Annotated in this window: 21 protein-coding genes; 4 read left to right on the forward strand and 17 right to left on the reverse strand. The window is 57.0% G+C overall.

Annotated elements, in window-relative coordinates; all coding sequences use genetic code 11:
- Positions 1-3: 3 nt before the first annotated feature.
- The 11 genes from glgP to CDA56_RS13165 form a co-directional block, all read right to left on the reverse strand.
- Entirely contained in the window at positions 4-2451 is a 2448-nt protein-coding gene (glgP, locus tag CDA56_RS13115) for a glycogen phosphorylase (protein ID WP_014227071.1), read from the reverse strand.
- 15 nt (positions 2452-2466) lie between these two features.
- Complete coding sequence (gene glgA / locus CDA56_RS13120; protein ID WP_004854984.1) at positions 2467-3900, reverse strand: glycogen synthase GlgA; 1434 nt, start codon at positions 3898-3900, stop codon at positions 2467-2469.
- Positions 3900-5195, reverse strand: a complete 1296-nt coding sequence (gene glgC / locus CDA56_RS13125; protein ID WP_004106488.1) for a glucose-1-phosphate adenylyltransferase — start codon at positions 5193-5195, stop codon at positions 3900-3902. The genes glgA and glgC overlap by 1 nt, the downstream gene beginning before the upstream one ends.
- A gap of 80 nt (positions 5196-5275) precedes the next feature.
- Positions 5276-7252 (reverse strand): glycogen debranching protein GlgX, encoded by a 1977-nt coding sequence (glgX, locus tag CDA56_RS13130; protein WP_102803174.1) that lies wholly within the window; start codon positions 7250-7252, stop codon positions 5276-5278.
- Entirely contained in the window at positions 7249-9435 is a 2187-nt protein-coding gene (gene glgB / locus CDA56_RS13135; RefSeq protein ID WP_014227074.1) for a 1,4-alpha-glucan branching enzyme, read from the reverse strand. The genes glgX and glgB overlap by 4 nt, the downstream gene beginning before the upstream one ends.
- 248 nt (positions 9436-9683) lie before the next feature.
- The gene (gene asd, locus CDA56_RS13140; RefSeq protein ID WP_102803175.1) at positions 9684-10790 is read right to left on the reverse strand and encodes an aspartate-semialdehyde dehydrogenase; all 1107 of its coding nucleotides are present in this window, start codon (positions 10788-10790) and stop codon (positions 9684-9686) included.
- Positions 10791-11242: 452 nt separating this feature from the next.
- Positions 11243-12583, reverse strand: a complete 1341-nt coding sequence (gene gntU / locus CDA56_RS13145) for a gluconate transporter (RefSeq protein WP_014227075.1) — start codon at positions 12581-12583, stop codon at positions 11243-11245.
- The gene (gene gntK, locus CDA56_RS13150; RefSeq protein ID WP_004854998.1) at positions 12583-13113 is read right to left on the reverse strand and encodes a gluconokinase; all 531 of its coding nucleotides are present in this window, start codon (positions 13111-13113) and stop codon (positions 12583-12585) included. The genes gntU and gntK overlap by 1 nt, the downstream gene beginning before the upstream one ends.
- Before the next feature lie 181 nt (positions 13114-13294).
- Positions 13295-14290, reverse strand: coding sequence for a gluconate operon transcriptional repressor GntR (gntR, locus tag CDA56_RS13155; RefSeq protein WP_004106498.1), 996 nt, complete (start codon positions 14288-14290; stop codon positions 13295-13297).
- Between the two features lie 114 nt (positions 14291-14404).
- Positions 14405-15100, reverse strand: coding sequence for a pirin family protein (locus CDA56_RS13160; RefSeq protein WP_025107853.1), 696 nt, complete (start codon positions 15098-15100; stop codon positions 14405-14407).
- 121 nt (positions 15101-15221) lie between these two features.
- Positions 15222-16259, reverse strand: a complete 1038-nt coding sequence (locus CDA56_RS13165) for an oxidoreductase (RefSeq protein ID WP_102803176.1) — start codon at positions 16257-16259, stop codon at positions 15222-15224.
- Between the two features lie 409 nt (positions 16260-16668).
- On the opposite strand from CDA56_RS13165, the gene CDA56_RS13170 reads away from it, so the two are divergent.
- Positions 16669-17172, forward strand: a complete 504-nt coding sequence (locus tag CDA56_RS13170) for a bactofilin family protein (protein WP_242446367.1) — start codon at positions 16669-16671, stop codon at positions 17170-17172.
- Between the two features lie 247 nt (positions 17173-17419).
- The gene (gene yhhY, locus CDA56_RS13175; protein ID WP_025107856.1) at positions 17420-17911 is read left to right on the forward strand and encodes an N-acetyltransferase; all 492 of its coding nucleotides are present in this window, start codon (positions 17420-17422) and stop codon (positions 17909-17911) included.
- 50 nt (positions 17912-17961) lie between these two features.
- Here the strand turns inward: yhhY and ggt are convergent, their stop codons facing one another.
- Positions 17962-19704 (reverse strand): gamma-glutamyltransferase, encoded by a 1743-nt coding sequence (ggt, locus tag CDA56_RS13180; protein ID WP_104011369.1) that lies wholly within the window; start codon positions 19702-19704, stop codon positions 17962-17964.
- A 120-nt stretch (positions 19705-19824) separates the two neighbouring features.
- On the opposite strand from ggt, the gene CDA56_RS13185 reads away from it, so the two are divergent.
- Positions 19825-20145: a DUF2756 family protein gene (locus CDA56_RS13185; protein WP_004855016.1), complete on the forward strand. Its 321-nt coding sequence runs from the start codon at positions 19825-19827 to the stop codon at positions 20143-20145.
- Between the two features lie 23 nt (positions 20146-20168).
- Here the strand turns inward: CDA56_RS13185 and ugpQ are convergent, their stop codons facing one another.
- From ugpQ to ugpB, 5 genes are all read right to left on the reverse strand, one after another.
- Positions 20169-20909, reverse strand: coding sequence for a glycerophosphodiester phosphodiesterase (ugpQ, locus tag CDA56_RS13190; protein ID WP_102803179.1), 741 nt, complete (start codon positions 20907-20909; stop codon positions 20169-20171).
- Entirely contained in the window at positions 20906-21976 is a 1071-nt protein-coding gene (locus CDA56_RS13195) for a sn-glycerol-3-phosphate import ATP-binding protein UgpC (protein WP_103815079.1), read from the reverse strand. Before CDA56_RS13195 ends, ugpQ begins: the two co-directional genes overlap by 4 nt.
- A 1-nt stretch (position 21977) precedes the next feature.
- Positions 21978-22823: a sn-glycerol-3-phosphate ABC transporter permease UgpE gene (gene ugpE, locus CDA56_RS13200; protein ID WP_004116045.1), complete on the reverse strand. Its 846-nt coding sequence runs from the start codon at positions 22821-22823 to the stop codon at positions 21978-21980.
- Positions 22820-23707: a sn-glycerol-3-phosphate ABC transporter permease UgpA gene (ugpA, locus tag CDA56_RS13205; RefSeq protein ID WP_102803180.1), complete on the reverse strand. Its 888-nt coding sequence runs from the start codon at positions 23705-23707 to the stop codon at positions 22820-22822. The genes ugpE and ugpA overlap by 4 nt, the downstream gene beginning before the upstream one ends.
- Before the next feature lie 122 nt (positions 23708-23829).
- The gene (ugpB, locus tag CDA56_RS13210) at positions 23830-25146 is read right to left on the reverse strand and encodes a sn-glycerol-3-phosphate ABC transporter substrate-binding protein UgpB (protein WP_004855028.1); all 1317 of its coding nucleotides are present in this window, start codon (positions 25144-25146) and stop codon (positions 23830-23832) included.
- Between the two features lie 271 nt (positions 25147-25417).
- Here ugpB and CDA56_RS13215 point away from each other — a divergent pair, with 271 nt between their 5' ends.
- The gene (locus tag CDA56_RS13215) at positions 25418-26185 is read left to right on the forward strand and encodes an IclR family transcriptional regulator (protein WP_102803181.1); all 768 of its coding nucleotides are present in this window, start codon (positions 25418-25420) and stop codon (positions 26183-26185) included.
- Positions 26186-26252 lie beyond the last annotated feature (67 nt).

A 26252-nucleotide genomic window follows, 5' to 3' on the forward strand; every position in this document is an offset into this window, starting at 1 on the left:
CCGTTACAACCTTACCGGATCGATATGCCAGATATGGTCGGCATACTCCTTAATCGTACGGTCAGAAGAGAAGTAGCCCATATTGGCGATATTCAGCATCGCTTTATTGGCCCACTCCTCCGGGTGACGGTACAGCTCATCCACCTTATCCTGACAATCCACGTAGCTACGGTAATCCGCCAGAACCTGATAGTGGTCGCCGAAGTTAATCAGCGAATCCAGCAGGTCACGGTAGCGTCCCGGCTCCGATGGGCTGAACAGGCCGGTGCCGATCTGCGTCAGCGCCTGGTGCAGCTCTTCATCCTGCTCATAGTAATCACGCGGTTTGTAGCCGTTAGCCCGCAGGGCTTCAACCTCTTCCGCCGTATTACCGAAGATAAAGAAATTATCCGCCCCGACGTGCTCCTGCATCTCAACGTTAGCCCCGTCCAGGGTACCGATGGTTAACGCGCCGTTAAGCGCGAACTTCATGTTGCTGGTACCGGACGCCTCCGTCCCCGCCAGCGAGATCTGCTCGGAGAGATCCGCCGCTGGAATGATCAGCTGTGCGAGGCTTACGCTGTAGTTAGGAATGAACACCACTTTCAGCTTATCGCCAACGTCCGGATCGTTATTCACCACCGCCGCGACGTCATTGATTAAATGAATAATATGCTTCGCCATGTAGTAAGCCGAAGCCGCCTTGCCGGCGAAGATATTCACGCGCGGTACCCACTCGGCGTCGGGATCGGCCTTAATGCGATTGTAGCGGGTGATCACATGCAGCACGTTCATTAGCTGACGTTTGTACTCGTGAATACGCTTGATCTGCACATCGAACAGGGCTTTCGGATTGACCACCACGTTAAGCTGCTGGCCGATGTAGTTCGCCAGCCGCTGCTTGTTTTCCAGCTTGGCCTGGCGCACCGCCTGGTTAACCTTCGGATAGTCAATATGCTGCTCCAGCTCCTTCAGCTGGCTTAAATCCGTACGCCAGGTGTGGCCGATATTTTCATCCAGCACTTTCGACAGCGGCGGATTCGCCAGCGCCAGCCAGCGGCGCGGAGTGACGCCGTTCGTGACGTTGGTAAAGCGCATCGGGAAGATTTTGGCAAATTCGGCAAACAGCGACTCGACCATCAGCCGGGAGTGCAGCTCCGACACGCCGTTGACCTTGTGGCTTACCACCACCGCCAGCCACGCCATGCGTACGCGACGCCCGTTAGACTCGTCGATAATCGACGTACGGCCCAGCATCGCCGTATCGTTGGGATACTGCTCCTGCAGGGTCTTCAGGAAGTAGTCGTTAATCTCGAAAATAATCTGCAAATGACGCGGCAGGATTTTACCCAGCATATCGACGGGCCAGGTCTCCAGCGCTTCGCTCATCAGGGTATGGTTGGTATAGGAGAAGACCTGGCAGGTCACCTCGAACGCCTCATCCCAGCTAAACTTATGCTCGTCAATCAGCAGGCGCATCAGCTCCGGAATCGACAGCACCGGGTGCGTATCGTTGAGGTGAATTGCGATTTTGTCCGCCAGATTGGCGTAGGTTTTATGCAGCTGGTAGTGACGGCTGAGGATATCCTGCACCGTCGCCGACACGAGAAAATACTCCTGGCGCAGGCGCAGCTCGCGCCCGGAATAGGTGGAGTCGTCCGGATAGAGCACCCGCGACACGTTCTCAGAGTGGTTTTTATCTTCCACCGCCGCGAAGTAGTCGCCCTGGTTGAATTTACCGAGGTTGATCTCGCTGCTGGCCTGTGCGCTCCACAGACGCAGCGTGTTGGTGGCGTCGGTGTCGAAACCCGGGATGATCTGATCGTAAGCTTCGGCAATAATCTCTTCGGTCTCCACCCAGCGGGAGTGTTTACCTTCCTGCTGAATGCGGCCGCCGAAGCGCACTTTGTAGCGAGTATTGTGGCGCTCGAACTCCCACGGGTTGCCGTACTCCAGCCAGTAGTCCGGGGACTCTTTCTGCCGCCCGTCGACGATATTCTGCTTAAACATCCCGTAGTCGTAGCGAATACCGTAGCCGCGGCCCGGCAAACCCAGCGCCGCCAGCGAGTCGAGGAAGCAGGCAGCCAGACGACCAAGACCGCCGTTGCCCAGGCCCGGGTCGTTCTCTTCGTCAATCAGCTCTTCAAGATTCAGCCCCATCTCTTCCAGCGCGCTGTTCACATCCTCATAAATACCGAGCGATAGCAGCGCGTTGGACAAGGTACGGCCAATCAAAAACTCCATCGACAGATAGTAAACCTGGCGCACTTCCTGAGAGAGCTGCGCCCGGTTTGAACGCAGCCAGCGCTCAACCATGCGATCGCGAACGGCGAACAGCGTGGCGTTGAGCCATTCATGTTTGTTAGCGATAGCCGGATCTTTGCCGATGATAAACATCAGCTTATAAGCAATAGAGTGCTTTAACGCCTCAACGCTCAGGGTGGGTGATGAGTAGCTAAAAGGTACATTCATAGCTTTGGCTCCTGGTTACAGCAAGCGTTGATAAAGTTCGCGGTAAGAATTTGCGGCAACCTGCCAGCTAAAATCCATATTCATCGCCTGACGCTGGACGTAGCGCCAGAGCGACGGGCGCGACCACAGGACGAATGTGCGTCGAATAGCCCGCAGCAGCGACAAAGCGTTGCTATCTTCAAAAACAAAGCCGGTAGCCAGACCGTCGGCGAGGTTCTCCAGCGAGCAATCGGACACGGTGTCCGCCAGTCCGCCGGTACGCCGCACCAGCGGTAGCGTGCCGTACTTCAGGCCGTACAGCTGGGTTAAGCCGCACGGTTCAAAACGGCTGGGCACCAGAATCACATCGGCGCCGCCCATAATGCGGTGCGAGAAGGCTTCATGGTAGCCAATCTGTACGCCCACCTTGCCCGGATGCTCGGCCGCGGCGGCCAGGAAGCCCTCCTGCAGCACCGGGTCGCCCGCCCCCAGCAGCGCCAGCTGACCGCCCTGCTCCAGCAGGCCCGGCAGCGCCTCAAGCACCAGGTCCAGCCCCTTCTGGCTGGTCAAACGGCTGACAACGGCAAACAGCGGCGCTTTGTCATCCACCTTCAGCCCCATGGCGATTTGCAGCTGGCGTTTGTTTTCCGCTTTTTCTTCCAGCCGATCGCGATCGTAGCGCGCGGCCAGCAGCAGGTCGCTTTCCGGATTCCAGATATGGTCATCCACCCCGTTGAGGATCCCGGAGAGGCGGCCCTCATGCTGCCGCTGACGCAGCAGCCCTTCCATGCCGTAAGCGAACTGCGGCTCGGTGATTTCGCGCGCATAGGTCGGGCTGACCGCCGTAATATGGTCGGCGTAGTAGAGCCCCGCCTTCAGAAAGGAGATCTGGCCGTTAAATTCAAGGCCATGAACGTTATAGAACGACCAGGGCAGCTCAATGTCGTTCATATGCCACGAGTAGAACATCCCCTGGTAGGCCAGGTTATGCACCGTAAAGACCGACTTAGCCGGGTGGCCGCGCGCCGCCAGGTAGGCCGGGGTCAGGCCCGCATGCCAGTCGTGGGCGTGAACAACGTCAGGGCGCCAGAAAGGATCCAGGCCGCAGGCCATCTCGCTACCGACCCATCCCAGCAGCGCAAAGCGCAGCACGTTGTCGGTATAGGCGTGCTGATTAGTATCGTGGTAAGGGCTCCCTGGGCGATCGTAGAGATGCGGGGCATCAATCAAATAGATGCCCACGCCGTTAAAGTGACCGAACAGCAGAGTGATGCGCCCGGCAAACGTCTCGCGGCGCGTCACCACCTGCGCATCCGTCACGCCGCGGCGGATATCAGGAAACGCGGGCAGCAGTACGCGCGTGTCGACGCCCCCGGCAATTTGCGCTGCAGGCAGCGCGCCGATCACATCCGCCAGTCCACCGGTTTTTAACAGCGGGAACATCTCTGAACATACATGTAATACCTGCATTAGCGCTCCTGTGGATACCCCAATTTCCGCAGCATGTCGCGGGTGACCAGCACGATACCTTCCTCCGAGCGGTAGAAACGGCGTGCATCCTCTTCCGCGTTCTCCCCAACAACCATACCTTCCGGGATCACGCAGGCGCGGTCAATAATGCAGCGACGCAGGCGGCACGAACGGCCAACCCAAACCTCTGGCAACAAGACTGCCGAATCAATATTACAGAATGAATTCACCCGCACGCGCGGGAACAGCACCGACTGCACAACCACCGAGCCGGAGATAATACAGCCGCCTGAAACCAGCGAGTTCAGGGTCATCCCGTGGCTGCCCGAGCGGTCCTGGACGAATTTTGCCGGAGGCAAAGGCTCCATATGGGTGCGAATCGGCCAGTTCTGATCGTACATGTCCAGTTCCGGGGTCACCGAAGCCAGATCGAGGTTGGCTTTCCAGTACGCTTCCAGGGTCCCCACATCGCGCCAGTAGGGCTCAGACTGCGGATCGGACTGCACGCAGGAGAGCGGGAAAGGATGTGCATAAGCCATGCCAGCTTTGGTGATTTTCGGAATGATGTCTTTACCAAAATCGTGGCTGGAGCTTTCATCGCTGTCGTCTTCTTCCAGAAGCTCATAAAGGTAATCCGCGTCAAAGACATAGATACCCATACTCGCCAGCGATTTGCTGGCATCGCCCGGCATCGCAGGCGGATTAGCCGGTTTTTCGACGAAATCGATAATCTTATCGCTCTCGTCCACCGCCATGACCCCGAACGCCCGTGCTTCTTCAATAGGCACTGGCATACAGGCCACGGTGCAACGCGCGCCTTTTTCGACGTGATCGATAAGCATGCGCGAGTAGTCTTGTTTGTAAATATGGTCGCCCGCGAGGATAACGACGTACTCCGCCTTGTAACGACGAATGATGTCGAGGTTCTGCGTCACCGCATCCGCCGTGCCGCGATACCAGTTTTCCCCCTGCATCCTTTGCTGGGCGGGCAGCAGGTCAACAAACTCGTTCATCTCTTCATTGAAGAACGACCAGCCGCGCTGGATATGCTGCACCAGCGTATGCGATTGATACTGGGTGATGACGCCGATGCGTCGAATGCCTGAGTTAATACAGTTAGATAACGCAAAATCGATAATGCGGAACTTGCCGCCGAAATGGACAGCAGGTTTCGCGCGTTTATTGGTCAGATCCTTCAGACGGGTACCACGTCCCCCGGCAAGGATCAGCGCAACGGATTTGATCGGCAACTGACGCGCCAGCATCAATGGATCGTTCTTTTCTACCCCAACCATAATTAACTCCTTTTTTACTCCCCAGCTTGCCTGCCCTTCTCGTCGCGCCGCCGCTTCGAGACCAACCGGAAGCCCCGAGGTTACGACCTTTGAAATACGCACACTCCGTGCGCGGGCCCATGCCAGACAGCTATAGTGACCGGATTATCCTCTCCGGCGAAAGGTGGAATGGCGCGCCATTCCCCCGCGGGTAAAACCATCTCTGCCACCTCGGCGGTGGCGTTGAGCGCCATCAGCCAGCGATCGGACAATATGATCTGCATACGCGGCGCACCGTGCTGCCATTCATCGGCGGACAGCGGCTGCGCATGTTGGTTTAACCAGCGAACGCTGCCGTCTCCCTCCTGCCACCAGCGATTCTCGGTTAAAGCCGGAACCCGCTGGCGCAGATGAATTAACGCGGCGGTGAACGCGGTCAGCCCGCGGTTAGTATGGTTCCAGTCCAGCCAGGTCAACGCATTGTCCTGACAGTAAGCATTGTTGTTGCCATGCTGGCTGTGACCGTGTTCGTCACCCGCCAGCAGCATCGGCGTTCCCTGCGCCAGCAGTAGCGTCGCCAGAAGAGCGTGAACGCTGGCACGGCGCCGTTCAATCACGGCAAGACTCCCTTCTAATCCTTCTATACCATGATTGTTGCTGTAGTTATTGTTAGTCCCATCGCGATTCTCCTCCCCGTTTGCCTCATTATGTTTCTGATTGAAACAAACGCAGTCGCGCAGGGTGAAACCATCGTGCGCGGTGACCAGGTTAACCGCCGCCGAAGGCGCTCTGCCGTTACGCTGAAAAACGTCGCTGGATGCGGCAAAACGCTGAGCGAAGTCGCCCAGCGAGACGTTCTGCTGCAGCCAGAATCGACGCGCGGTATCGCGGAAATGGTCGTTCCACTCGGCGAACAGCGGCGGAAAGTTACCCACCTGGTAGCCGCCCGGGCCGATATCCCAGGGTTCCGCGATCAGCTTGACCTCCGCCAGACGCGGGTCGTTACGGATGGCCTCAAACAGCGGCGCATCCTGACGAAACGCCGGCGTCCGCCCCATCACCGAGGCGAGGTCGAAACGAAAGCCGTCAACGTGGCACTCGTCAACCCAAAAACGCAGGCACTGGCGGGCATACTCCACCACGCCGGGGTGGCTGAGGTTGAGGGTGTTCCCGCAGCCGGTCCAGTTGTGGTAATCGCCGTCTTCCCTGATCCAATAATAGCTACGGTTATCGATTCCGCGCAGGGAGAAGGTCGGCCCTTCCAGGTCTATCTCCGCGCTATGGTTCAGCACCACGTCAAGGATCACTTCGATGCCCGCCGCATGCAGCGCTTTTACCGCATCGCGAAACTCGTTTAACGCCTGCTCCGGCGCGCTGGCGTAGCGCGTGTCGAGGGCGAAAATCGCCAGCGGGTTGTAGCCCCAATAGTTGCTTAACCCCATCCGCTGAAGGCGCGGTTCGCTGGCGAACTGCGCCACCGGCATTAACTCTAGTGCAGTAATGCCCAGCATGCGGAAGTAATCGATCATCACCGGATGACCAAGCGCTTTATAGGTGCCGCGGATATTCTCCGGCAGATCGGGGTGCAGATACGTCAGCCCCTTGACGTGGGCTTCATAAATCACCGTCTGGCCCCACGGCGTGCGCGGCGGCTTATCGCCGCGCCAGTCGTAATGCAGGTCGATCACCCGCGACTTCGGCGCTATCGCTGCGCTGTCGCGGTTGTCGGGAGCGAAGTCGCCGCCGTGGAGACGCTCATCGTCAGGCAGCCCACCCTCCACGTGATGGCAGCAGGGGTCAAGCAGCAGCTTCGCCGGGTTGAAGCGGTGCCCTTGCGTTGGGTCCCAGGGCCCGTGGACGCGGTAGCCGTAGCGCAGGCCAGGCCCGACATCGGCGAGCCAGCCGTGCCAGATATCGCCGCTGCGCGCGGGCAGGTCGACGCGCCGTTCATTACCCTGCTCGTCAAACACGCAGAGTTCCACCCGCTCCGCGTGGGCGGAAAAGAGCGCGAAATTCACGCCCTTACCGTCGTAGCTGGCCCCTAAAGGCGCGGGCTGTCCTGCCGCGAGTGCGATCATTGCGCCTCCCGCACCAGCCACACCGTCGCCAGCGGAGGCAGCGTAATGGAGAGGGAGTGTTCACGACCGTGGCTGGCGATCGGGTCGCTCTCAACGACGCCGCCGTTGCCGGTGTTGCTGCCGTGGTAATGCATGGAGTCGGTGTTGAGCTCTTCACGCCAGCGGCCGGGCTGGTTGATGCCAAAACGGTACTCATGACGCGGGACCGGGGTGAAGTTGCTGGCGACGATAATTTCATTGCCCGCCCTGTCGCGACGAACAAAGATAAATACCGAACGCTCATGGTCGTCCACCACCAGCCATTCGAAGCCGTAGGGATCGAAATCCAGCTCGTGCAGCGCTTTATGGTGACGATAGGTATGGTTGAGGTCGCGCACCAGCCGCTGGACGCCGTGGTGCCAGTTATCGCCGCCTTCCAGCAGATGCCAGTCGAGGCTTGCGTCGTGGTTCCATTCGCGCCCCTGAGCAAACTCATTGCCCATAAACAGCAGCTTTTTACCCGGGAAGGCAAACAGCCAGCCGTAGTAGGCGCGCAGGTTAGCGAACTTCTGCCAGGCGTCGCCCGGCATGCGGTCGAGTATCGATTTTTTGCCGTGCACCACTTCATCATGAGAGAGCGGCAGGACAAAGTTTTCGGTGTAGTTGTAGAGCATACCGAAGGTCATCTTGTCGTGATGATGACGGCGATGCACCGGGTCCAGCTTCATGTAGTCGAGGGTGTCGTGCATCCAGCCGAGGTTCCACTTGAACCAGAAACCCAGCCCGCCGGTGGAGGAAGGACGGGAAACGCCGGGAAAATCGGTCGACTCTTCCGCCATGGTTACCGCGCCCGGCGTCTGTTCGCCCAGCACGCGGTTGGTATTGCGCAGAAACTCAATCGCTTCAAGGTTTTCCCGACCGCCGAATTCGTTCGGCACCCACTCGCCCTGCTTGCGGCTGTAGTCGCGATAAATCATCGACGCCACCGCATCAACCCGCAGCGCGTCAATGCCGAAGCGTTCGATCCAGTACAGCGCATTGCCGACCAGGTAATTGCTGACCTCGCGGCGGCCGTAGTTGTAAATCAGGGTGTTCCAGTCCTGATGGTAGCCTTCGCGCGGGTCGCTATGTTCATACAGCGAGGTGCCGTCAAACGAGGCGAGCGCAAAGTCATCCGCCGGAAAATGGCCAGGCACCCAGTCCAGAATAACGTTAAGCCCCGCGGCGTGCGCGGCGTTGATAAAGTAGCGGAAATCCTCCCGGGTACCGAAGCGACGGGTGGGCGCGTACAGCCCGGTCGGCTGGTAGCCCCAGCTGCCGTCAAACGGATGCTCGTTAACCGGCAGCAGTTCGAGGTGGGTAAAGCCCATCCATTTGGCATACGGGACCAGCTGGTCGGCAAGCTCGCGATAGCTCAGCCAGAAGTTATTATCGGTGTGGCGGCGCCAGGAGCCGAGGTGTACTTCATAAATCGAGATCGGCGCATCAAACTGGTTAGCCTGCTTGCGCTCCGGCGGCTGTGCGACCTTTTCCGGCAGCCCGCAGATGAGCGAGGCGCTCTCCGGGCGCATTTGCGCTTCAAAAGCGTAAGGATCGGACTTCACCCGCAGGTTGCCGTGGGCATCGATAAGCTCGAATTTATACAGCTGGCCGTTCAGCGCGCCGGGAACAAACAGCTCCCAGATGCCGGACTCTTTACGCAGGCGCATCGGGTGGCGGCGGCCGTCCCAGTAGTTAAACTGGCCGACGACCGATACCCGGCGGGCATTCGGCGCCCATACGGAGAAACGCGTACCGACCACGCCGTCCATGGTATCGGCATGCGCGCCCAGCGTTTCATAAGGACGCAGATGCGTGCCTTCCGACAGCAGCCAGACATCGAGATCCTGCAACAGCGGACCAAAACGGTACGGGTCATCAATCAGGTTCTGCTGCCCGTGCCAGGTGACGGCCAGCTGATAGCGAAAAGGATTTTTACGACGCGGCAGAACGCCGCTGAAGAAACCGCGCGAGTCGAGGCATTCCAGCTTGCCGACTTTGCGTCCGGTTTTTGGTTCAATGACCCACACATCGGTGGCATCGGGTAATAATGCACGAACTTCCAGCCCGGCGTCGGTGTAATGCATGCCAAGCACGGAAAAAGGATCCGCAAAATGGCCGGCGATAAGCGCATTAATCACGTCCTTATCAATACGATTAGACATGGTTTCATCCTGTTGTAGGTGTCGCCCTTTCCTGTATCCGGCGACTTTTTTTTGACCTGAACGGCGCAGCACGTTATGCGTCCCCCTGCTCCGTCCCACCTTCAGGTAAGGAGACATCGTGACTCCTTACTTAAAGCATAGCCAAGGCTGAGTTACCTCCGTTGGGAAAAATCTAACATTCGCGTTTACTCCTTGTATTACGCAAAAAAAAGGGGTGTTTCAACACCCCTTTTCTCATCTTGTGACGACTACGCCAGCTGTCTTAGCATGCGGCGGAGCGGCTCGGCGGCCCCCCACAGCAGCTGGTCACCAACGGTGAAGGCCGACAGATACTCCGGCCCCATGTTCAGTTTACGCAGGCGACCCACCGGGGTGGTCAGGGTGCCGGTAACGGCAGCCGGAGTCAGCTCACGCATGGTGATATCACGATCGTTCGGTACCACTTTGGCCCACGGGTTATGCGCGGCCAGCAGTTCCTCAACGGTCGGAATAGAAACTTCTTTTTTCAGCTTGATGGTGAACGCCTGGCTATGGCAGCGCAGCGCGCCAACGCGAACGCACAGGCCGTCTACCGGAATCGGTGAGGCGGTCGCGAGAATTTTGTTGGTCTCCGCCTGGCCTTTCCACTCTTCACGGCTCTGGCCGTTATCCAGCTGTTTGTCGATCCATGGGATCAGGCTGCCCGCCAGAGGAACGCCAAAGTTGTCTACCGCCAGCTCGCCGCTGCGGGTCAACGAGGTGACCTTGCGTTCAATATCCAGGATCGCGGAAGCCGGATCCGCCAGCTCAGCCGCAACATGGCTGTGCAGCTGGCCCATCTGGGTCAGCAGCTCGCGCATATGCCGCGCACCACCGCCGGAAGCCGCCTGATAAGTCGCCACGCTAACCCACTCAACCAGATCCTGAGCAAACAGGCCGCCGAGAGACATCAGCATCAGGCTGACGGTACAGTTGCCGCCGACAAAGGTTTTAACGCCGTTGTTCAGACCGGCGGTGATAACGTCCTGGTTCACCGGGTCGAGAATGATGATGGCGTCGTCTTTCATGCGCAGCGAAGAGGCGGCGTCAATCCAGTAGCCCTGCCAGCCGCTTTCACGCAGCTTCGGGTAAATATCGTTGGTGTAATCGCCGCCCTGACACGTGACAATAATGTCCAGCGCCTTCAGTGCTTCCAGATCGAATGCATCCTGAAGCGTGCCACCGGTACTGCCACCAAAAGATGGAGCAGGCTGCCCCAGCTGGGAGGTGGAGAAAAAAACAGGGCGAATGGCATCAAAATCGCGCTCTTCAACCATGCGTTGCATGAGGACAGAGCCGACCATTCCGCGCCAGCCGATAAAACCAACATTTTTCATAACGTATTCCTGCGAGGTGTGTGCTGTTTGTTCCAGGCCAGTTTCCTACTGGTTAGTCCTTCACATTACAAAATGCAGCTAAAGTCGCAAGTGAAATTAATCAATGATTGCCAGGCAATCAGTAACGTAACTAATTTTGCATAGCGGCAGCCGTCGCTGGCCCCCCGGAATACCCTAATAATTATCAGGGAATTTATATCGCGAAGGAAATATTTTCCGCCGCTATTTTATTGATCAGGATTATGAATTACGGCAGAAATTCGGTTGTTTTACTCTTGCTAACCAAACCGGTTAAAGCCAGGCGTGGCGCGGGTTTGTGAGCCGTATGACGTTTATCGTATTTCTGATAGTGGCAGCTCGGGAGAGGGGTAAAGCTAAGGGTTTTCGATATAAGTAGAGCGGAAAAATTAACCCGGCATCGCCTCGCTCCGCCGGGTGTTTCACTTTGTCGTTTAACTCAATAGCGTAAACGCAATCATGCCGACAATCGCCCCTACGGTGCCGAGGATGGTTTCCATCATCGTCCAGGTCTTCAGCGTTTGCGCTTCGGTCGCGCCGGTAAACTTACCGAACAGCCAGAAGCCCGCGTCGTTAACGTGGCTGACGACAATAGAGCCGCCGGCGATGCAGATAGAGAGCGCCGCCATCTGCGCGCCGCTGTAGTGCAGCTGTTCGATAACCGGCATCACCAGCCCAACGGCCGTCAGGCAGGCAACGGTCGCGGAGCCCTGAATAATACGCACCGCCGCCGCCAGCACGAAGCAGGTGATGGCAATCGGCAGGCCCATACCGGTCAACGCTTCGCCGAGGGCAGGACCGACGCCAGAGTCGACCAGCACCTGTTTGAACACGCCGCCCGCACCGATGACCAGCAGGATAATGCCCGCAGGCTGGAGCGCATGACCGCAAATCTCCATCACCCGATCTTTGGCCATCCCCTGACGTACCGCCAGGCCATAGATAGCCACCAGGCACGCCACCAGAATCGCGGTAAACGGATGGCCGATAAACTCAAACCATTCGTAGGCGGTAGAGCCTTCCGGCACAAAGCGCGCGGCGATGGTTTTCAGGCCAACCAGCACCAGCGGCAGCAGAATCAGCGACAGGCTGAAGCCGAATGACGGCATTTTGCCTTCGCCGAGGTGCGGCTCGCTAATATCGTCCGGAATATGCAGCTCAACGTAACGGCTGATAAAGTTACCCCACAGCGGTCCGGCGATAATCATCCCCGGGATCGCGGCGCACAGGCCAATCAGGATCATCCAGCCAAAGTCGGCGTGCATCTGCGAGGCCAGCAGCATCGGCGCGGGCCCCGGCAGCAGGAACGCGGCCGCAGCGGCTACGCCAGCAAACAGCGGGATCACCAGCTTCACCAGGTTGGTGCCGGTGTGGCGCGCCATTGAGAAAGCCACGCTGATCAGCAGCACGATCGCCACTTCGAAAAACAGCGGCAGCGCGCAGATAAGTCCGGCCAGGCCTATCGCATAGTGGGCGCGATTGTGGCCGAAAGATTTCAGCATCTTAACGGCAATCTGGTCGACCGCGCCGGTTTCATGCAGGATCTTACCGAACATAGCCCCCAGCGCGACGACGATAGCCAGAAAGCCCAGCGTGCCGCCCATGCCTTTTTCCATCGTCGCCGCGATCTTGTCCAACGGCATGCCGGAAAAAAGCCCTGCTCCAATAGAAACCACCATCAAAGCCACGAAGGCATGCATACGCGCCTTCATCACTAAAAACAGCAGCAGCAAAACGGAGCCGACTGCTGTTAAAACAAGCGTTAATGTACTCACTATTTACTGCCTTTGTTGATCACCTCAATGGTGCTGGCGACCACGCCTTCCAATGACTGGTCGATATCGACGATTAAAACATCGTTTTCATCCGCGCCCGGTTCCTGCAGCGTTTCAAACTGCGTGACCAGCATCTGAGTTTTAAAGAAGTGGCCTTTACGCGCCTTCAGACGTTGTTCGATAACCTCGAAGTCGCCTTTCAGGTAGATAAATGAGAGGTTCGGGTTACCTTTACGCAGGATGTCGCGGTAGCTCTTTTTCAGCGCGGAGCAGACAATCAGCGACACTTTATTGGTACGCTGCATGGCAAACGCGGCATCGTTCAGCGCCTGCAGCCACGGGGTGCGGTCATCGTCATTTAACGGTTCGCCGGAAGCCATCTTGTTGATGTTGCTGCGCGGATGCAGAAAGTCGCCGTCGAGAAACGCGGCGTGCAGTTGATGCGCCACTTCGCTGGCGACAGCGGATTTGCCGCTGCCGGAAACGCCCATCAGGACATAGATGTGGTGATCATGGTTAGTCGTGCTCAAAGCTTCCTCCCACTGGACACATACGCGCAGCCTGGCAGCGTTTAACGGCGTGGAATACTGGCGTACAGGTTAATTGTTACGGGTAACTGTTATCGGTAACATTGTCATGCCGGAGTTGTGGAGAAGCAATAACCATTCGTGCCAGATGTGAATATGTGTGATCTACTTCAAATTTGTCAGTTTAAATAGATCCGCCCGGTGACAATGTGAAACCTAAATCTAACATCTTAGGCGTCACCGCTTCACCGCGAATACGCGCCAGCAGACGTTCAGCACCAATCCGCCCCATCCGCTCGCGCGGCGTCAGCACGCTGGCCAGGCGCGGCTCCATCACCTGGCCGATATCGTGGCCGTGGAAACCGGCAATCGCCATATCGTCAGGGATTTTAAGCCCCAGCCGCTGGCACTCAAACGCCGCGCCGACCGCAAGGTCATCGTTGGTACAGAAAATGCCGTCAAGCTGCGGATATTCGCGACGCGCCTGGCGCATCAGCTCAATCCCCGATGAATAAGAGGAAGACTGCTCAACCATCACGCTGTAGGGCGTCATTCCGGCATCAAGCATCGCTTGCTCATACCCCTTCTGTTTGATGATAGTACGTTCATCAAGACGTGCGCCAAGATAGGCAACGTGACGGTGACCATGATTGATAATCGCCGCGGTCATCTGCCGGGCCGCTTCAAAGTTATCAAAGCCGACGGCGATATCGAGGCACGGCGACTGGCTGTCCATCAGCTCCACAACCGGGATACCCGCCACTTCAATCATCTTCAGGGTGCGCGGCGTATGGGTTCGTTCGGTAAGGATCAGGCCGTCAATGTTCCAGGAAAGCATGGATTCCAGGCGTTTTTCTTCCATTTCCGGCTTATAGCCGTAGTGCGCCAGCATCGTCTGGTAACCGAAAGAGTCGGTCACGCTTTCAATACCGCGCAGCACTTCTGAGAAAACCTGGTTAGTTAACGAGGGCAGCAGCACGCCAATAGCGCGGCTGGTGGCATTCGAGAGGATGTCGGGGGCGCGATTAGGAATATAACCCAGTTCATCGAGAGCAACGGCAATCTTGCCACGCAGCGCTTCGGAAACCTGTTCCGGGTTACGTAAGTAGCGACTGACCGTCATTTTGGTCACGCCGACAAGATCGGCTACATCCTGAAGTACGGGTCTTTTCTTTTTCATCGTCCTGACTGCGATCAACGGGGAAACATTTTCTCAGTTTATCACGGACAAAGCGCAACCTTCCCTAACATCAGGGAAGGTTGCGCAATTTATTTAGACCCGATCGGAGAACGATCAGACGGGCGGCAGATCGAACAGCAGAATTTCGCTATCGCCGTCGGCGTGTACGGAAATCGCCTGCTCGTCCCAAATGGCCAGGCCATCGCTGGTGGTGGCCTTCGTCCCGTTGATGGTGACATCACCTTTCACCACCTGGATCCACACCCGCCGTTCAGCGGCAATCTGGTGCACCGACTGCTCATCTTTCAGCAGCGCCCAGCGGTACAGTTCCATATCCTGGTACACCTTCAGCGAACCTTCGCGGGCATCCGGCGACAGCACCAGCTGTTTGCCCTGCGCGGCGTCAAAGCGGCGCTGTTCGTAGCGCGGCGTGATGCCATTTTTTTCCGGCATAATCCAGATCTGGTACAGATGCAGTTTTTCCGTGTTGCTTGGGTTGTACTCCGAGTGACGAATCCCGGTACCCGCGCTCATGATCTGGAACTCACCCGCCGGCACCTGCTCTTTATTCCCCATGCTGTCCTGGTGCTCAACGGCCCCTTCCAGCACGTAGGTCAGGATTTCCATGTCCTTGTGCGGATGGGTACCGAAGCCCTGGCCTGCATCAATCACGTCGTCATTGATCACCCGCAGCGCCGAGAAGCCCATAAAGTTAGGGTCGTAATAGTTCGCGAAAGAGAAAGTATGCCAGGAATCCAGCCAGCCGTGGTTAGCGTGGCCGCGTTCGTTAGCTTTGCGTAAGTAGATCATGTTGCACCCCCGTATGTTTTCGATGGGATAAGTGTGGACCCAATCCCCTGGCGATCATAGAGGGTGAAAATTGACTCCTCTGTTCAAAAAATATGAACGAGTGCAGAGGAGCCATGAGGGCTTATCGGGTAAGGGTAATCGTAGCTGGAGATGGCTGTTCAAAGCCGCGTTCGAGGATCTCCAGATTCGTGAGAACGTCAGATTCCTTGACGAAATTTGGCTGACCGTTAACGAGGGTTTCATACAGCGAATCATAGACCCGCCCATAGTCGCCGGTTTCAAGCGGGATCTCTTCCCGTACGGTTTCGCCCGCCTCATTGACGTACTCCAGCAGACCAACCGTCTCGTCCGCGCCGAATCCCGGCTCGCCCGGCATAATATTGGCCTTCAGGCTGGTCTCCTGCTGGTCGATACCGTATTTAATAAACGACCCTTTATGACCATGGACGATGAATTTTGGATAGGGCAGCTTCACCAGATGGCTGGTTTTGACAATCGCCTTCAGGTTGCCGTAGAACAGCTGGGCCTCAAAGGTATCGTCCGGATTGGCCTTGTTACGCAGGCTACGGATGTCGTAAGAGACATGGTCCGGGCGACCGAACAGGGAGATAATTTGGTCCAGGGTATGGACGCCCAGGCCGTAAAACGTGCCGTCCTGAGGCAGGCCGGGTTTCCCTCCATCTACCGGGCGATAGTTGTCAAAATGGTTTTCAATCTCGACGATCTCGCCCAGCTTTCCGCTCTCAATCACTTTCTTCGTGGTCAGGAAGCAGGAGTCGAAGCGACGATTCTGGTACGGCGTGACCGTCAATCCCTTGCTTTTCGCCAGGGCGAATAGCGTTTTTGCCTCATCAAGGGTCGGGGTAAAGGGCTTTTCGACCAGTACATTTTTGCCCGCCTCCAGCGCCCGTTTGGCATAGGCAAAATGGCTGTCCGCCTGGGTGCACACAATCACCAGCTTGACCTGCGGATCGTTAAGCACTTCGTCGAGGTCGCTGGTGAAGTGAATATGCGAGTATACCGGTGCCTGTTCCTCTGGCTTTGCGCTGCGGCGAAAGATATGCGCCACGTGCCAGCGGTCTTTTCGGTGCAGGACATAGGGAAGATGGTAGCGGGTGGTGCTTTTGCCGAATCCAATAAATGCGCAGTGCAAAGTCATAACGCGGTCCTTTGTTAGGTCTCTGCTATTAACCATAGCGCAAGCTGGCTGCGAACTTAACCCCTTCAATAAGTGTGCCAAATTCTTAAATGTAAAATTTAACGCTCAAATTCATTGACCCTACGGCCTAAATTCTGGATAAGAGGGCCCTCGGGAAAAGAACGTTTTTTATCCAGCGCGTAGGAACATGACGCCGCATCGCGCTCGCCGTTTCCCAAAACACGATGACTAAAGGAGTAGCCATCTCGTTCGTATGGAAAGCAAGTATATCGCCCTGAATAGCGCCCTTCTCTTTTGGCTGCTTGGCCTGATGGCCTGGTGCTGCGAATCCACGTATCTGGCCTGGCTATCGGGCTCTTTCTCCTTGTCATCTTTCGTTTTTCATTTTCAATATCATCGGATTAACCATATGTTTAAAAAGAATAAAAACGTTGAAGCGACGCCACAGACGGTGGCTACGCCGGTACTCAACAGCGCATCCCCGTTAGCCGTTTCCCGCAAACCTGCCGCCACGGTTATCGCCAGCGGCATCCGCTTTGACGGCAATATTATCGCCGAGGGAGATGTCGATATTTACGGTACCGTAAGCGGCAATATCGACGCCGAAGAGAGCCAGATTAAGATTATGGCCGGAGGCCTGGTCGAGGGAAATATCACCTGCCGCGAGCTGATTATCGACGGCTGCATCCTCGGCCAGTGCCGCAGCGAGACGATTGAAATCGATAAGAACGGCCAGGTCACCGGCACGTTGGCCTACCGCACGCTGGCCATTAACAAGGGCGGCGTTTTTTCCGGCCAGGCAGAAGTGCTGCCGCCGGTCGCGGAAAAGAACAACGTGGTGGGATTCATCACAGATACCGCGGTAGAAACGAAAGAGAGAGCGGAAGCGCATACTGCCGAAGCGGCGCAGTAGCGTCTTCGGGTGCAGGCTGAAAAAAAAGCAAAAAAAAGCCAGCACCCGGCTGGCTAAAGTAATACTGGAAGCAATGTGAGCAATGTCGTGCTTTCAGGCTTTCCGCAAGGGTCTCCCTGAATGCAGAGCAATAATAATCATTCTCATTCGCACTTGTCCACCTCTTTTTGCAAAAAATAGGCGTTGCTCCCTTTTTTAAAGTCAGCGATCTTTAAGGGGACGATTAACCCAAAAAGGAAAATGAAGAATGAGCGACATAGTGATACGTCACGCCGAGCCACGGGATGCTGAACCTTTACGCCAGATAACTGCGCATCCGGAGGTCTATCACGACACGCTACAGCTCCCTCATCCTTCTATGGAAATGTGGCAGGAACGCCTGCTACCGAAACCCGGTAGCCGTCATCTGGTCGCGACAATCGACGAACAGGTGGTGGGCCACCTCAGGCTCAGCATCGAACCCAGCCCTCGTCGCAGCCACGTGGCGACCTTTGGCGTCAGCGTTGCCGCGCAGGCGCACGGCCGTGGCGTAGGCAGCGCGCTGATGCGAGAGATGATTAATCTCTGTGATAACTGGCTGCGCGTCGATCGTATTGAATTAACCGTGTTTACGGACAACCCATCCGCGATGGCGCTTTACCGCAAATTTGGCTTTATTGTAGAAGGGACCGGCAAGCAATACGCCCTGCGCAACGGCGAATATGTCGATGCCTACTTTATGGCGCGGCTGAAGGGGTGACGCTCAACTAACCCTCTCCCGGCAGGGAGAGGGTCGGAGTGAGGGTAAACCTAATACCCTGCCGTTAAATCATCCGGGGAACGCGGATCGGATGCGCCGTACAGCGTGCCGTCCGGGCCAACCATAATACTCTGGGTGCTGCCCATCGCCTCTTTCACCGCCACTTTCTGCCCTTTGCTCTCCAGCAGCTTCAGCGTATCCGGGCTAAATCCCTTCTCTACACGCAGTTCGTCCGGCAGCCATTGATGATGGAAGCGCGGGGCGTTGGTGGCTTCCGCGACGTTCATTCCGAAATCAATGGTATTCACCACCATCTGCAGGACGGTGGTGATAATGCGGCTGCCGCCGGGGCTACCGGTCACCAGCCAGGTTTTGCCATCTTTCACCACAATCGTTGGCGACATCGACGACAGCGGACGTTTTTTCGGCTCGACGGCGTTGGCGTCACCGCCCACCAGCCCGTAGACGTTTGGCACGCCGGGTTTAGCTGAGAAATCATCCATCTGATTATTCAGCAGAATGCCGGAGTTCCCCGCCACGATGCCGGTTCCAAATGTCGTATTCAGCGTATAGGTCACGGCAACGGCGTTACCGTCCTTATCCACCACCGAGAAATGGGTGGTCTGATTGCTTTCATACGGCGCCAGCTTACCGGGGCGAATCTGGCTCGACGGCTTCGCCTTATTGATATCAATCTGCTCAGCAATCGATTTGGCGTACGCTTTGCTGGTCAACGCCTGCCACGGCACCTTGACGAAGTCCGGATCGCCAAGGTATTCCGAACGGTCGGCATAGGCGTGCTTTTCGGCTTCCGCCATCACCTGCATGGCGTCGGCGCTGCCGAAGCCGTACTTATGCATATCGAAGTTTTCGAGGATATTCAGGATCTGCACGATATGAATGCCCCCGGACGATGGGGGCGGCATCGAGAACACCTGATAGCCGCGATACTCGCCGCTCACCGGCGTACGTTCGACCGCTTTGTAATTCGCCAGATCCGCTTTGGTGATAAGCCCGCCGTTATTCTTCATCTCAGCGGCAATCTGGTCGGCAATCGCGCCTTTATAGAAGGCATCCGGCCCCAGCTCAGCAATCAGCTCCAGGCTTTTCCCCAGCTGTTTTTGCACCAGCTTATCGCCCTTTTTCAGCGGCTCGCCGTTTTTCCAGAAGATAGCCCGGGTGTTGGCATGGTCGGGGATCACTTCGCTGCCGTAGGTTTTCAGGTCGTCGGGCAGCGCATCATTTACCGTGAAGCCCTCTTCGGCCAGCTTAATCGCCGGGCGAATCACTTTGTTGAGCGGCATCGTGCCGTATTTTTCCAGCGCGAGGGAGAACCCGGCGACGGTGCCCGGCGTGCCGGAAGCCAGATGCGAGGTCAGCGATTTCTTGCTGTCCGGGTTGCCCTGATCGTCGAGAAACATATCCCGGGTGGCCTGTTCCGGGGCCATCTCGCGGAAGTCGATCGCCGTGGTATTACCGTCTTTGGTTCGCAGCATCATAAACCCGCCGCCGCCGATATTACCGGCCTGCGGATGGGTGACCGCCAGCGCGTAGCCCACCGCCACGGCGGCATCGACCGCGTTGCCGCCCTGACGCAGAATATCCACGCCTACCTTCGTTGCCAGCGCGTCCACCGAGGCCACCATCCCCTGCTGAGCGCGGACCGGGTGAAATACATCTTCCTCTACGCCATAAGATACCGGCGGAGGGGCGGGATCTGCCGCAACGGTAAAACTGCCGCCCGCCAGCAACGCAGCGATGACCACCTGACGCCAGAGCGTTGTTTTTATCATTGTCATACTCCTGAATGATGTTTTTATTTACCCATAATCCTGGATGATAAGTCTTAAAAAATCATTGTTGCGCCGGAAAGGGAGTAAACTTAAGCGATCCCACGAAGTGAGGAGAGAACAATGAAAGCAATGTTATATCTGGCGGCGCTGCTGCCGCTGAGCGTCATGGCGCAGCCGATCAATATCGACAATAACCCCAATCAGCCGGGGTACGTGGTGCCCAGCCAGCAGCGGATGCAAAATCAGATGCAGACCCAGCAAATGCAGCAGCAAAACAATCTTAAGCAGGGTATTCAAAGCCAGTCGCGCGCGCAGCAGCAGCATCTTCAGACGCAGTTGAATAACGATCGGCAGCGGGTACAGCAGAATAACAATCTGACCCGTGAGCAGCCGCTCCCTAACACCAACGGTGGGATGCTGCAGCGCCAGACGACCCCGTAACGGCCGCCTGACGCAGAAGCGGATTACGCCGGGAAGTTGGGGCCGATGACGTCAATCGCATCGGTGCAGATGCTGTCCACGCCCCAACGCAGCAGCTCGGCGGCGCGCTGCGGTTTGTTAACGGTATAGACCAGAATATGCAGGCCCGCGGCCTTCAGGCTCGCCACGCGCGGTTCATCCAGCAGCTTATGGTTGAGGTGAATAGAGACGCAGCCGAGACGCGCGGTCAGTTCGCGCCAGTCGTTGCGCCACTCATCCAGCAGCAGCCCGCGCGGCAGTTCGGGCACCGCCTCCTGCGCGGCTTCCAGCGCATCAACGTCAAACGATGAGAGCAGCGGCGGCGTCATTCCCTGCCACAGCTCACGCGCCGCCAGCGCCACCGCTTTGCCGGTCAGCGGCCCGGTGCCCGTGGTCGGTTTAATTTCGATATTGGCCATCATGCCGTGCTGACGGCAGCGGTCGGCCACCTCGCTCAGCAGCGGCAGCGGCTCGCCTTCGAACTCGCCGCTGTACCAGCTGCCGGCATCCACTTTTAGCAGATCGTTCCACGCCAGTTCGCCCGCCACGCCCCAGCCGTTGCTGGTGCGTTCGAGATTGTCATCGTGCAGTAAAAAAATCTGCCCGTCTTTCGATAACTTAGCGTCAAACTCAATCATCGTATGGCCGTAACGAGCGCCGGTATCGATGGCCGCCAGGGTATTTTCCGGAGCCAGTTTACCGCCGCCGCGGTGGGCGACGATATGAGGATAAGGCCAGTGACTCATGCGCGTTGTCCTGTTTCACTATCAAAAAGATGCAGACTTTCCTGCGGCAGATGCAGCCACAGGGTGCTGCCCGCCTGCGGACGCTGCTGGTGCGGCAGCCGGACCACCAGCTTTTGCTCGCCCCAGCGCCCGTGGGCGAGGTTATCGGCACCTAAAATTTCCAGCGTATCCATCACCAGCGGTACGCCACCTTCCGCCTCGGAGCTTAATGCAAAATGTTCCGGACGAATACCCAGGGTCATCTTACGCCCGGCATAGCGGCGATGCTCGCTGTTGATGGGTAAAAGCATCCCGCCCTCAAGCTCGAAGCGGCTACCGTCGTCGCTGACCCGGCCTTCCAGCAGGTTCATTGCCGGGCTGCCGATAAAGCTCGCCACAAAGCGGCTGGCCGGTTTTTCGTAGACCTCGACCGGCGTACCAATCTGCTCGGCGATGCCTTTATTCATCACCATCACCCGCTGCGCGAGGGTCATGGCTTCCACCTGATCGTGCGTCACGTACAGCGAGGTGGTTTTCAGCCGACGGTGCAGCTGCTGCAGCTCCAGACGCATCTGCACGCGCAGTTTGGCATCGAGGTTGGAGAGCGGCTCATCAAACAGGAATACCGCCGGGTCGCGCACGATAGCCCGCCCCATCGCCACGCGCTGGCGCTGGCCGCCGGAGAGTTCGCGCGGACGGCGCTTCAGCAGGCCGTCCAGCTCCAGAATGCGCGCCGCTTCCTGGACGCGTTCGGCAATTAATCCTTTACCTAAACCGCGAATTTTCAGGCCCCACGCCATATTCTCTTCCACGCACATATGCGGGTAGAGGGCGTAGTTCTGGAACACCATCGCAATACCGCGATCTTTCGGTTCCATTTCGGTGACGCGCTTGCGGTCGATCCAGATATCGCCGCTGGTGACCCGCTCCAGGCCCGCCACCATGCGCAGCAGGGTTGATTTTCCGCAGCCCGAGGGACCCACCATCACAATAAATTCGCCGTCCGCGACGTCCAGCGTCAGCGGCTGGATCACCTGGGTTTTGCCATCCCAGCTTTTGGTTACTGCCTGTAGCTTAAGTCCTGCCATTTTATTTCTCACTATCCACTAAACCACGCACAAACGCGCGCTGCATGGCTAAAACGATGACAACCGGAGGAATCAGCGTGAGCAGCATCGCCGCCATCACCTGATTCCACTGCGTGGTACCCTGGCCGATGGCGATCATCCCTTTGATGCCCGCGACCGCCGTGCCGAGATTCACGTCGGTAATGATCAGCAGCGGCCACAGATACTGGTTCCAGCCGTAGATAAAGGTGATGACGAACAGCGCCGCCAGGTTGGTTTTCGACAGCGGCAGCACGATGTCGCGGAAGAAGCGCATCGGCGACGCGCCGTCGATACGTGCGGCCTCTATCAGCTCGTCCGGCAGGGTCATAAAGAACTGGCGGAACAGGAAGGTGGCGGTCGCCGAGGCCATCAGCGGCAGGGTGAGCCCGGCATAGCTGTCGAGCATTTTCAGGTTGGCGATCACTTCCACCGTCGGGAAAATACGCACCTCAACCGGCAGCATCAGCGTGATGAAGATCATCCAGAAGAACAGGTTGCGCAGCGGAAAACGAAACCAGACGATGGCGAAAGCGGAGAGCATCGAGACCGTAATTTTGCCCACCGTGATGCCGAAGGCCATGATGAAGCTGTTGAGCATCATCAGCCAGAACGGCGCGCTATTGGCCCCTACGCCGTTCACCCAGATAAATTTCATGTTTTCGAGCAGATGCCCGCCGGGAATCAGCGTCATCGGCGTATCAAAAACCGCTTTACTGTCCAGCGTCGCCGCGACAAAGGCGACATACAGCGGAAACAGAATGACCGCGATCCCTAAAATCAGCATGGTGTGGCTGAAAATCGTCAGCCCGCGTCGATTCTCAATCATTGGTAGCGCACCTTTCGTTCAACGTAGCGGAACTGCACCACCGTCAGAATAATGACGAGGAACATCAGCACCACCGACTGGGCGGCGGAAGCGGAAAGGTCAAGCCCGGCAAAACCTTCACGGTAGATCTTATAAATCAGCGTTGTTGTCGCCTGAACCGGCCCGCCGCCGGTTGCGGCATCGATAACCGGGAAGGTATCAAAGAAGGCGTATACCAGGTTCACCACCAGCAGGAAGAAGCTCACCGGGGCGATCAGCGGCAGCGCCAGCCTGAAGAAGCGGCGAACCGGGCCGGCGCCGTCAATCGCGGCGGCTTCTACCAGCGAGCGGGGAATAGATTGCAGCGCGGCGAAGAAGAACAGGAAGTTGTAACTAATCTGCTTCCAGACCGAGGCGAAAACCACGAGGAACATCGCCTGACCGCTGTTCTGCGCATGGTTCCAGTCGTAGCCCATCTCACCGAGGAGATGCGTAATCAGCCCGCGTCCGGGGTTGAACAAGAAGATCCACAGCACCGCCGCCACCGCGGGCGCAACGGCATAGGGCAGGAGCATCAGCGTCTGATAGAAGCGGCTGCCGCGCACCACGTAATCCACCAGCGCGGCGAAAAACAGCGAGATCAGCAGGCCGCTGACGGTAACCATCGTGCTGAACTTAATGGTGGTCCAGAAGGAGTCCAGGTAGTACGGGTCCTGGAAGAGGGCTGAAAAGTTATCCAGGCCAACAAACTGGCTGGAGAGCCCAAACGGATCGACGCTCTGCAGCGAATACCACAGCGCTTCGCCCGCGGGCCAGATAAAAAAGATGACGGTGATAACCAGCTGCGGCGCGACCAGCACATAGGGCAGCCAACGCGAGCGAAACACCGGACGGGATGATGACATAGTTAAACTCTGAGTTGGTTTCCCCTCATCCCGGCCCTCTCCCTAAACGGGCGAGGATGAAAAGACGGCTCCGGGCGATCCCCTCTCCCCGACGGGGAGAGGGTGAGGGGCTGGCTATAAGATTACGACCTGGTTGACTGCTCGAAACGGCGCAGCAGCTGATTACCGCGCTCAACCGCGGCGTCCAGCGCCTGCTGAGGCGTTTTCTTCCCGGTCCATACGCTTTCCAGTTCTTCATCCACGATGGTACGAATCTGCGGCATATTGCCCAGGCGCAGACCTTTGGTGAACGGCAGCGGCGGCTTGTTCAGCATCTGGCGCGTCGCGATATCGGCACCGGGGTTCTTATCATAGAAGCCCTGTTCGCGGGTCAGGTTGTAAGCGGCGGTGGTAATCGGCAGATAGCCGGTTTTCTGATGCCATTCGGCGGCGTTTTCCGGCTTGGTCAGGAAATCGAGGAATTTGGCGACACCGGTATAGGTTTCTTTGTCTTTACCCTGCATCACCCACAGGCTGGCCCCGCCGATAATGGCGTTTTGCGGCGCGCCTTTCACGTCGGCGTCGTACGGCATCATCCCTACGCCATAGTTGAACTTCGCGTACTGGCGAATATCCGCAAGGGAGCCGGAAGAGGCGGTAGTAATGGCGCAGTCGCCGTTATAGAACTTCTCGGTGGATTCGTCTTTACGCCCGAAGTAGCTGAAGTCGCCTTTCTTGTTCAGTTCTTCGAGCAGAGCGATATGCTTCACCTGCTCCGGCTTGTTGAACTCCAGTACCGCATCGGTACCGTCGAAGCCGTTGTTTTTAGTCGCCACCGGCAGGCCGTGCCAGGCGCTGAAGTTTTCAATCTGAATCCAGCCCTGCCAGCCGCTGGCGTAGCCGCATTTCATCCCGGCGGCTTTCAGCTTCGCGGTATACGCCGCCAGATCCTGCCAGGTTTTCGGCGGCTGTTCCGGATCTAATCCGGCTTTTTTAAAGGCGTCTTTGTTGTAGTACAGCACCGGCGTGGAGCTGTTAAACGGCTGGGAGAGCAGATGGCCGGTTTTGGAGTCGGTGTAATAACCGGAGACGGTTGGCACGAACTGCGTTTCATCAAACTGAATGCCCGCATCGCTGAACACCTGATAGACCGGCTTAATCGCCTTCGAGGCCATCATCGTCGCGGTGCCGACTTCGTAAACCTGCAGAATAGCCGGCGCGTTGCCGGTACGGAAGGCGGCGATGCCGGCGCTCAGGCTCTGCTCATAGTTGCCTTTATACACCGGAACAATTTTGTAGTCCGGGTTGGCTGCGTTGAAACGTTGCGCCAGTGAATCAACTTCTTTCCCCAACTCCCCTTCCATCGAGTGCCAGAACGGGATAGTGGTTACCGCCAGGGCTTGTCCGGCAAATGCCAGGCTGAGCGCCAGTCCTAAAGCTGTATGTCGTAACGATATCATCGGTTATCTCTCTTGTTGTTCCGGATGCGCGATTTCACGCGTTTTATGTTCGCGGGGGTAACATGACATGCTCGAATGACAGAAAAATAACTATTGCATTACAAAAATATTACAATAAATTGGCAAAAACATGATGAAACGGTGAAAAAAAAGTGGCAGGGAAATGGCAAAGCGAAAAAGAGAGGTGGTGCAGGCTACAGATAAGCGGGGATCTGTAGTTAAATAGGGGGCGTTAAACAGCACTCTCCGGCGAGCCGTCATAAGGAAAAATATGAAGACGCTTCATAAACCTACCGAACGCGTTTTACTCATTCTGGAAACCTTAGCCAACGCGGACGGAATGACGCTTTCCGAGCTATCGCTCAAAACGGATATTTCAAAGGGAACCATTTTCCCGATCCTCAAATCGCTGCAGTACCGGAAATATATCAGCCACGACGATCGCAACGGCATATATACGCTGGGGATCTCGTGCGCGGTTCTGGCCAGCTCAACGGTGGAAAAAGAGTTCTGGCTGAAAACGATCAATAGCGAAATGCACGCGGTGGTCAATGAATGCAATGAAGTTTGCCAGCTCGGCATTCTGGATGACGCCTGGGTGCTCTATGTTGATAAAGTTCAGGGCGACCAAACCGTGCAGCTGGTCTCTAAGGTAGGGACTCGCCTTCCGGCAATCTGCTCTGCCCTGGGCAAGGCGCTGCTGCATAAGCACCGCGACGAAGAGATCCTGGAGCTCTATCCGCAGGGTTTTCCTTCCGTTACCGCCCGCAGCGTAACGAATATGGCTCAGCTTCGTCAGCAGCTGGAATGGGTCGCCGCCAACGGTTATGCCATGGACGATCGGGAAATCAACGACGATACCATCTGCTTTGCCGTCCCCCTGCTGCAGAAAGGCATTATTCTGGCGGCGATCAGCGTCTCATTGCCCTCTTTCCGCGCCAGCGATGAAAAAACGCAGCAGGTTATTCGCGCGTTAAAAGAGGCAAAGGGTCGTATCGAAAGCGTGCTGAATAAGCTGACTGATATTAAAAATTACTGATTTATTCGCCAGCGGTGCCGTCGGAATTGTGATTACCCACACAATACCGATATTTAATGATCCGCCG

Source organism: Klebsiella michiganensis, from assembly GCF_002925905.1.
In the GTDB taxonomy this organism is placed as follows: domain Bacteria; phylum Pseudomonadota; class Gammaproteobacteria; order Enterobacterales; family Enterobacteriaceae; genus Klebsiella; species Klebsiella michiganensis.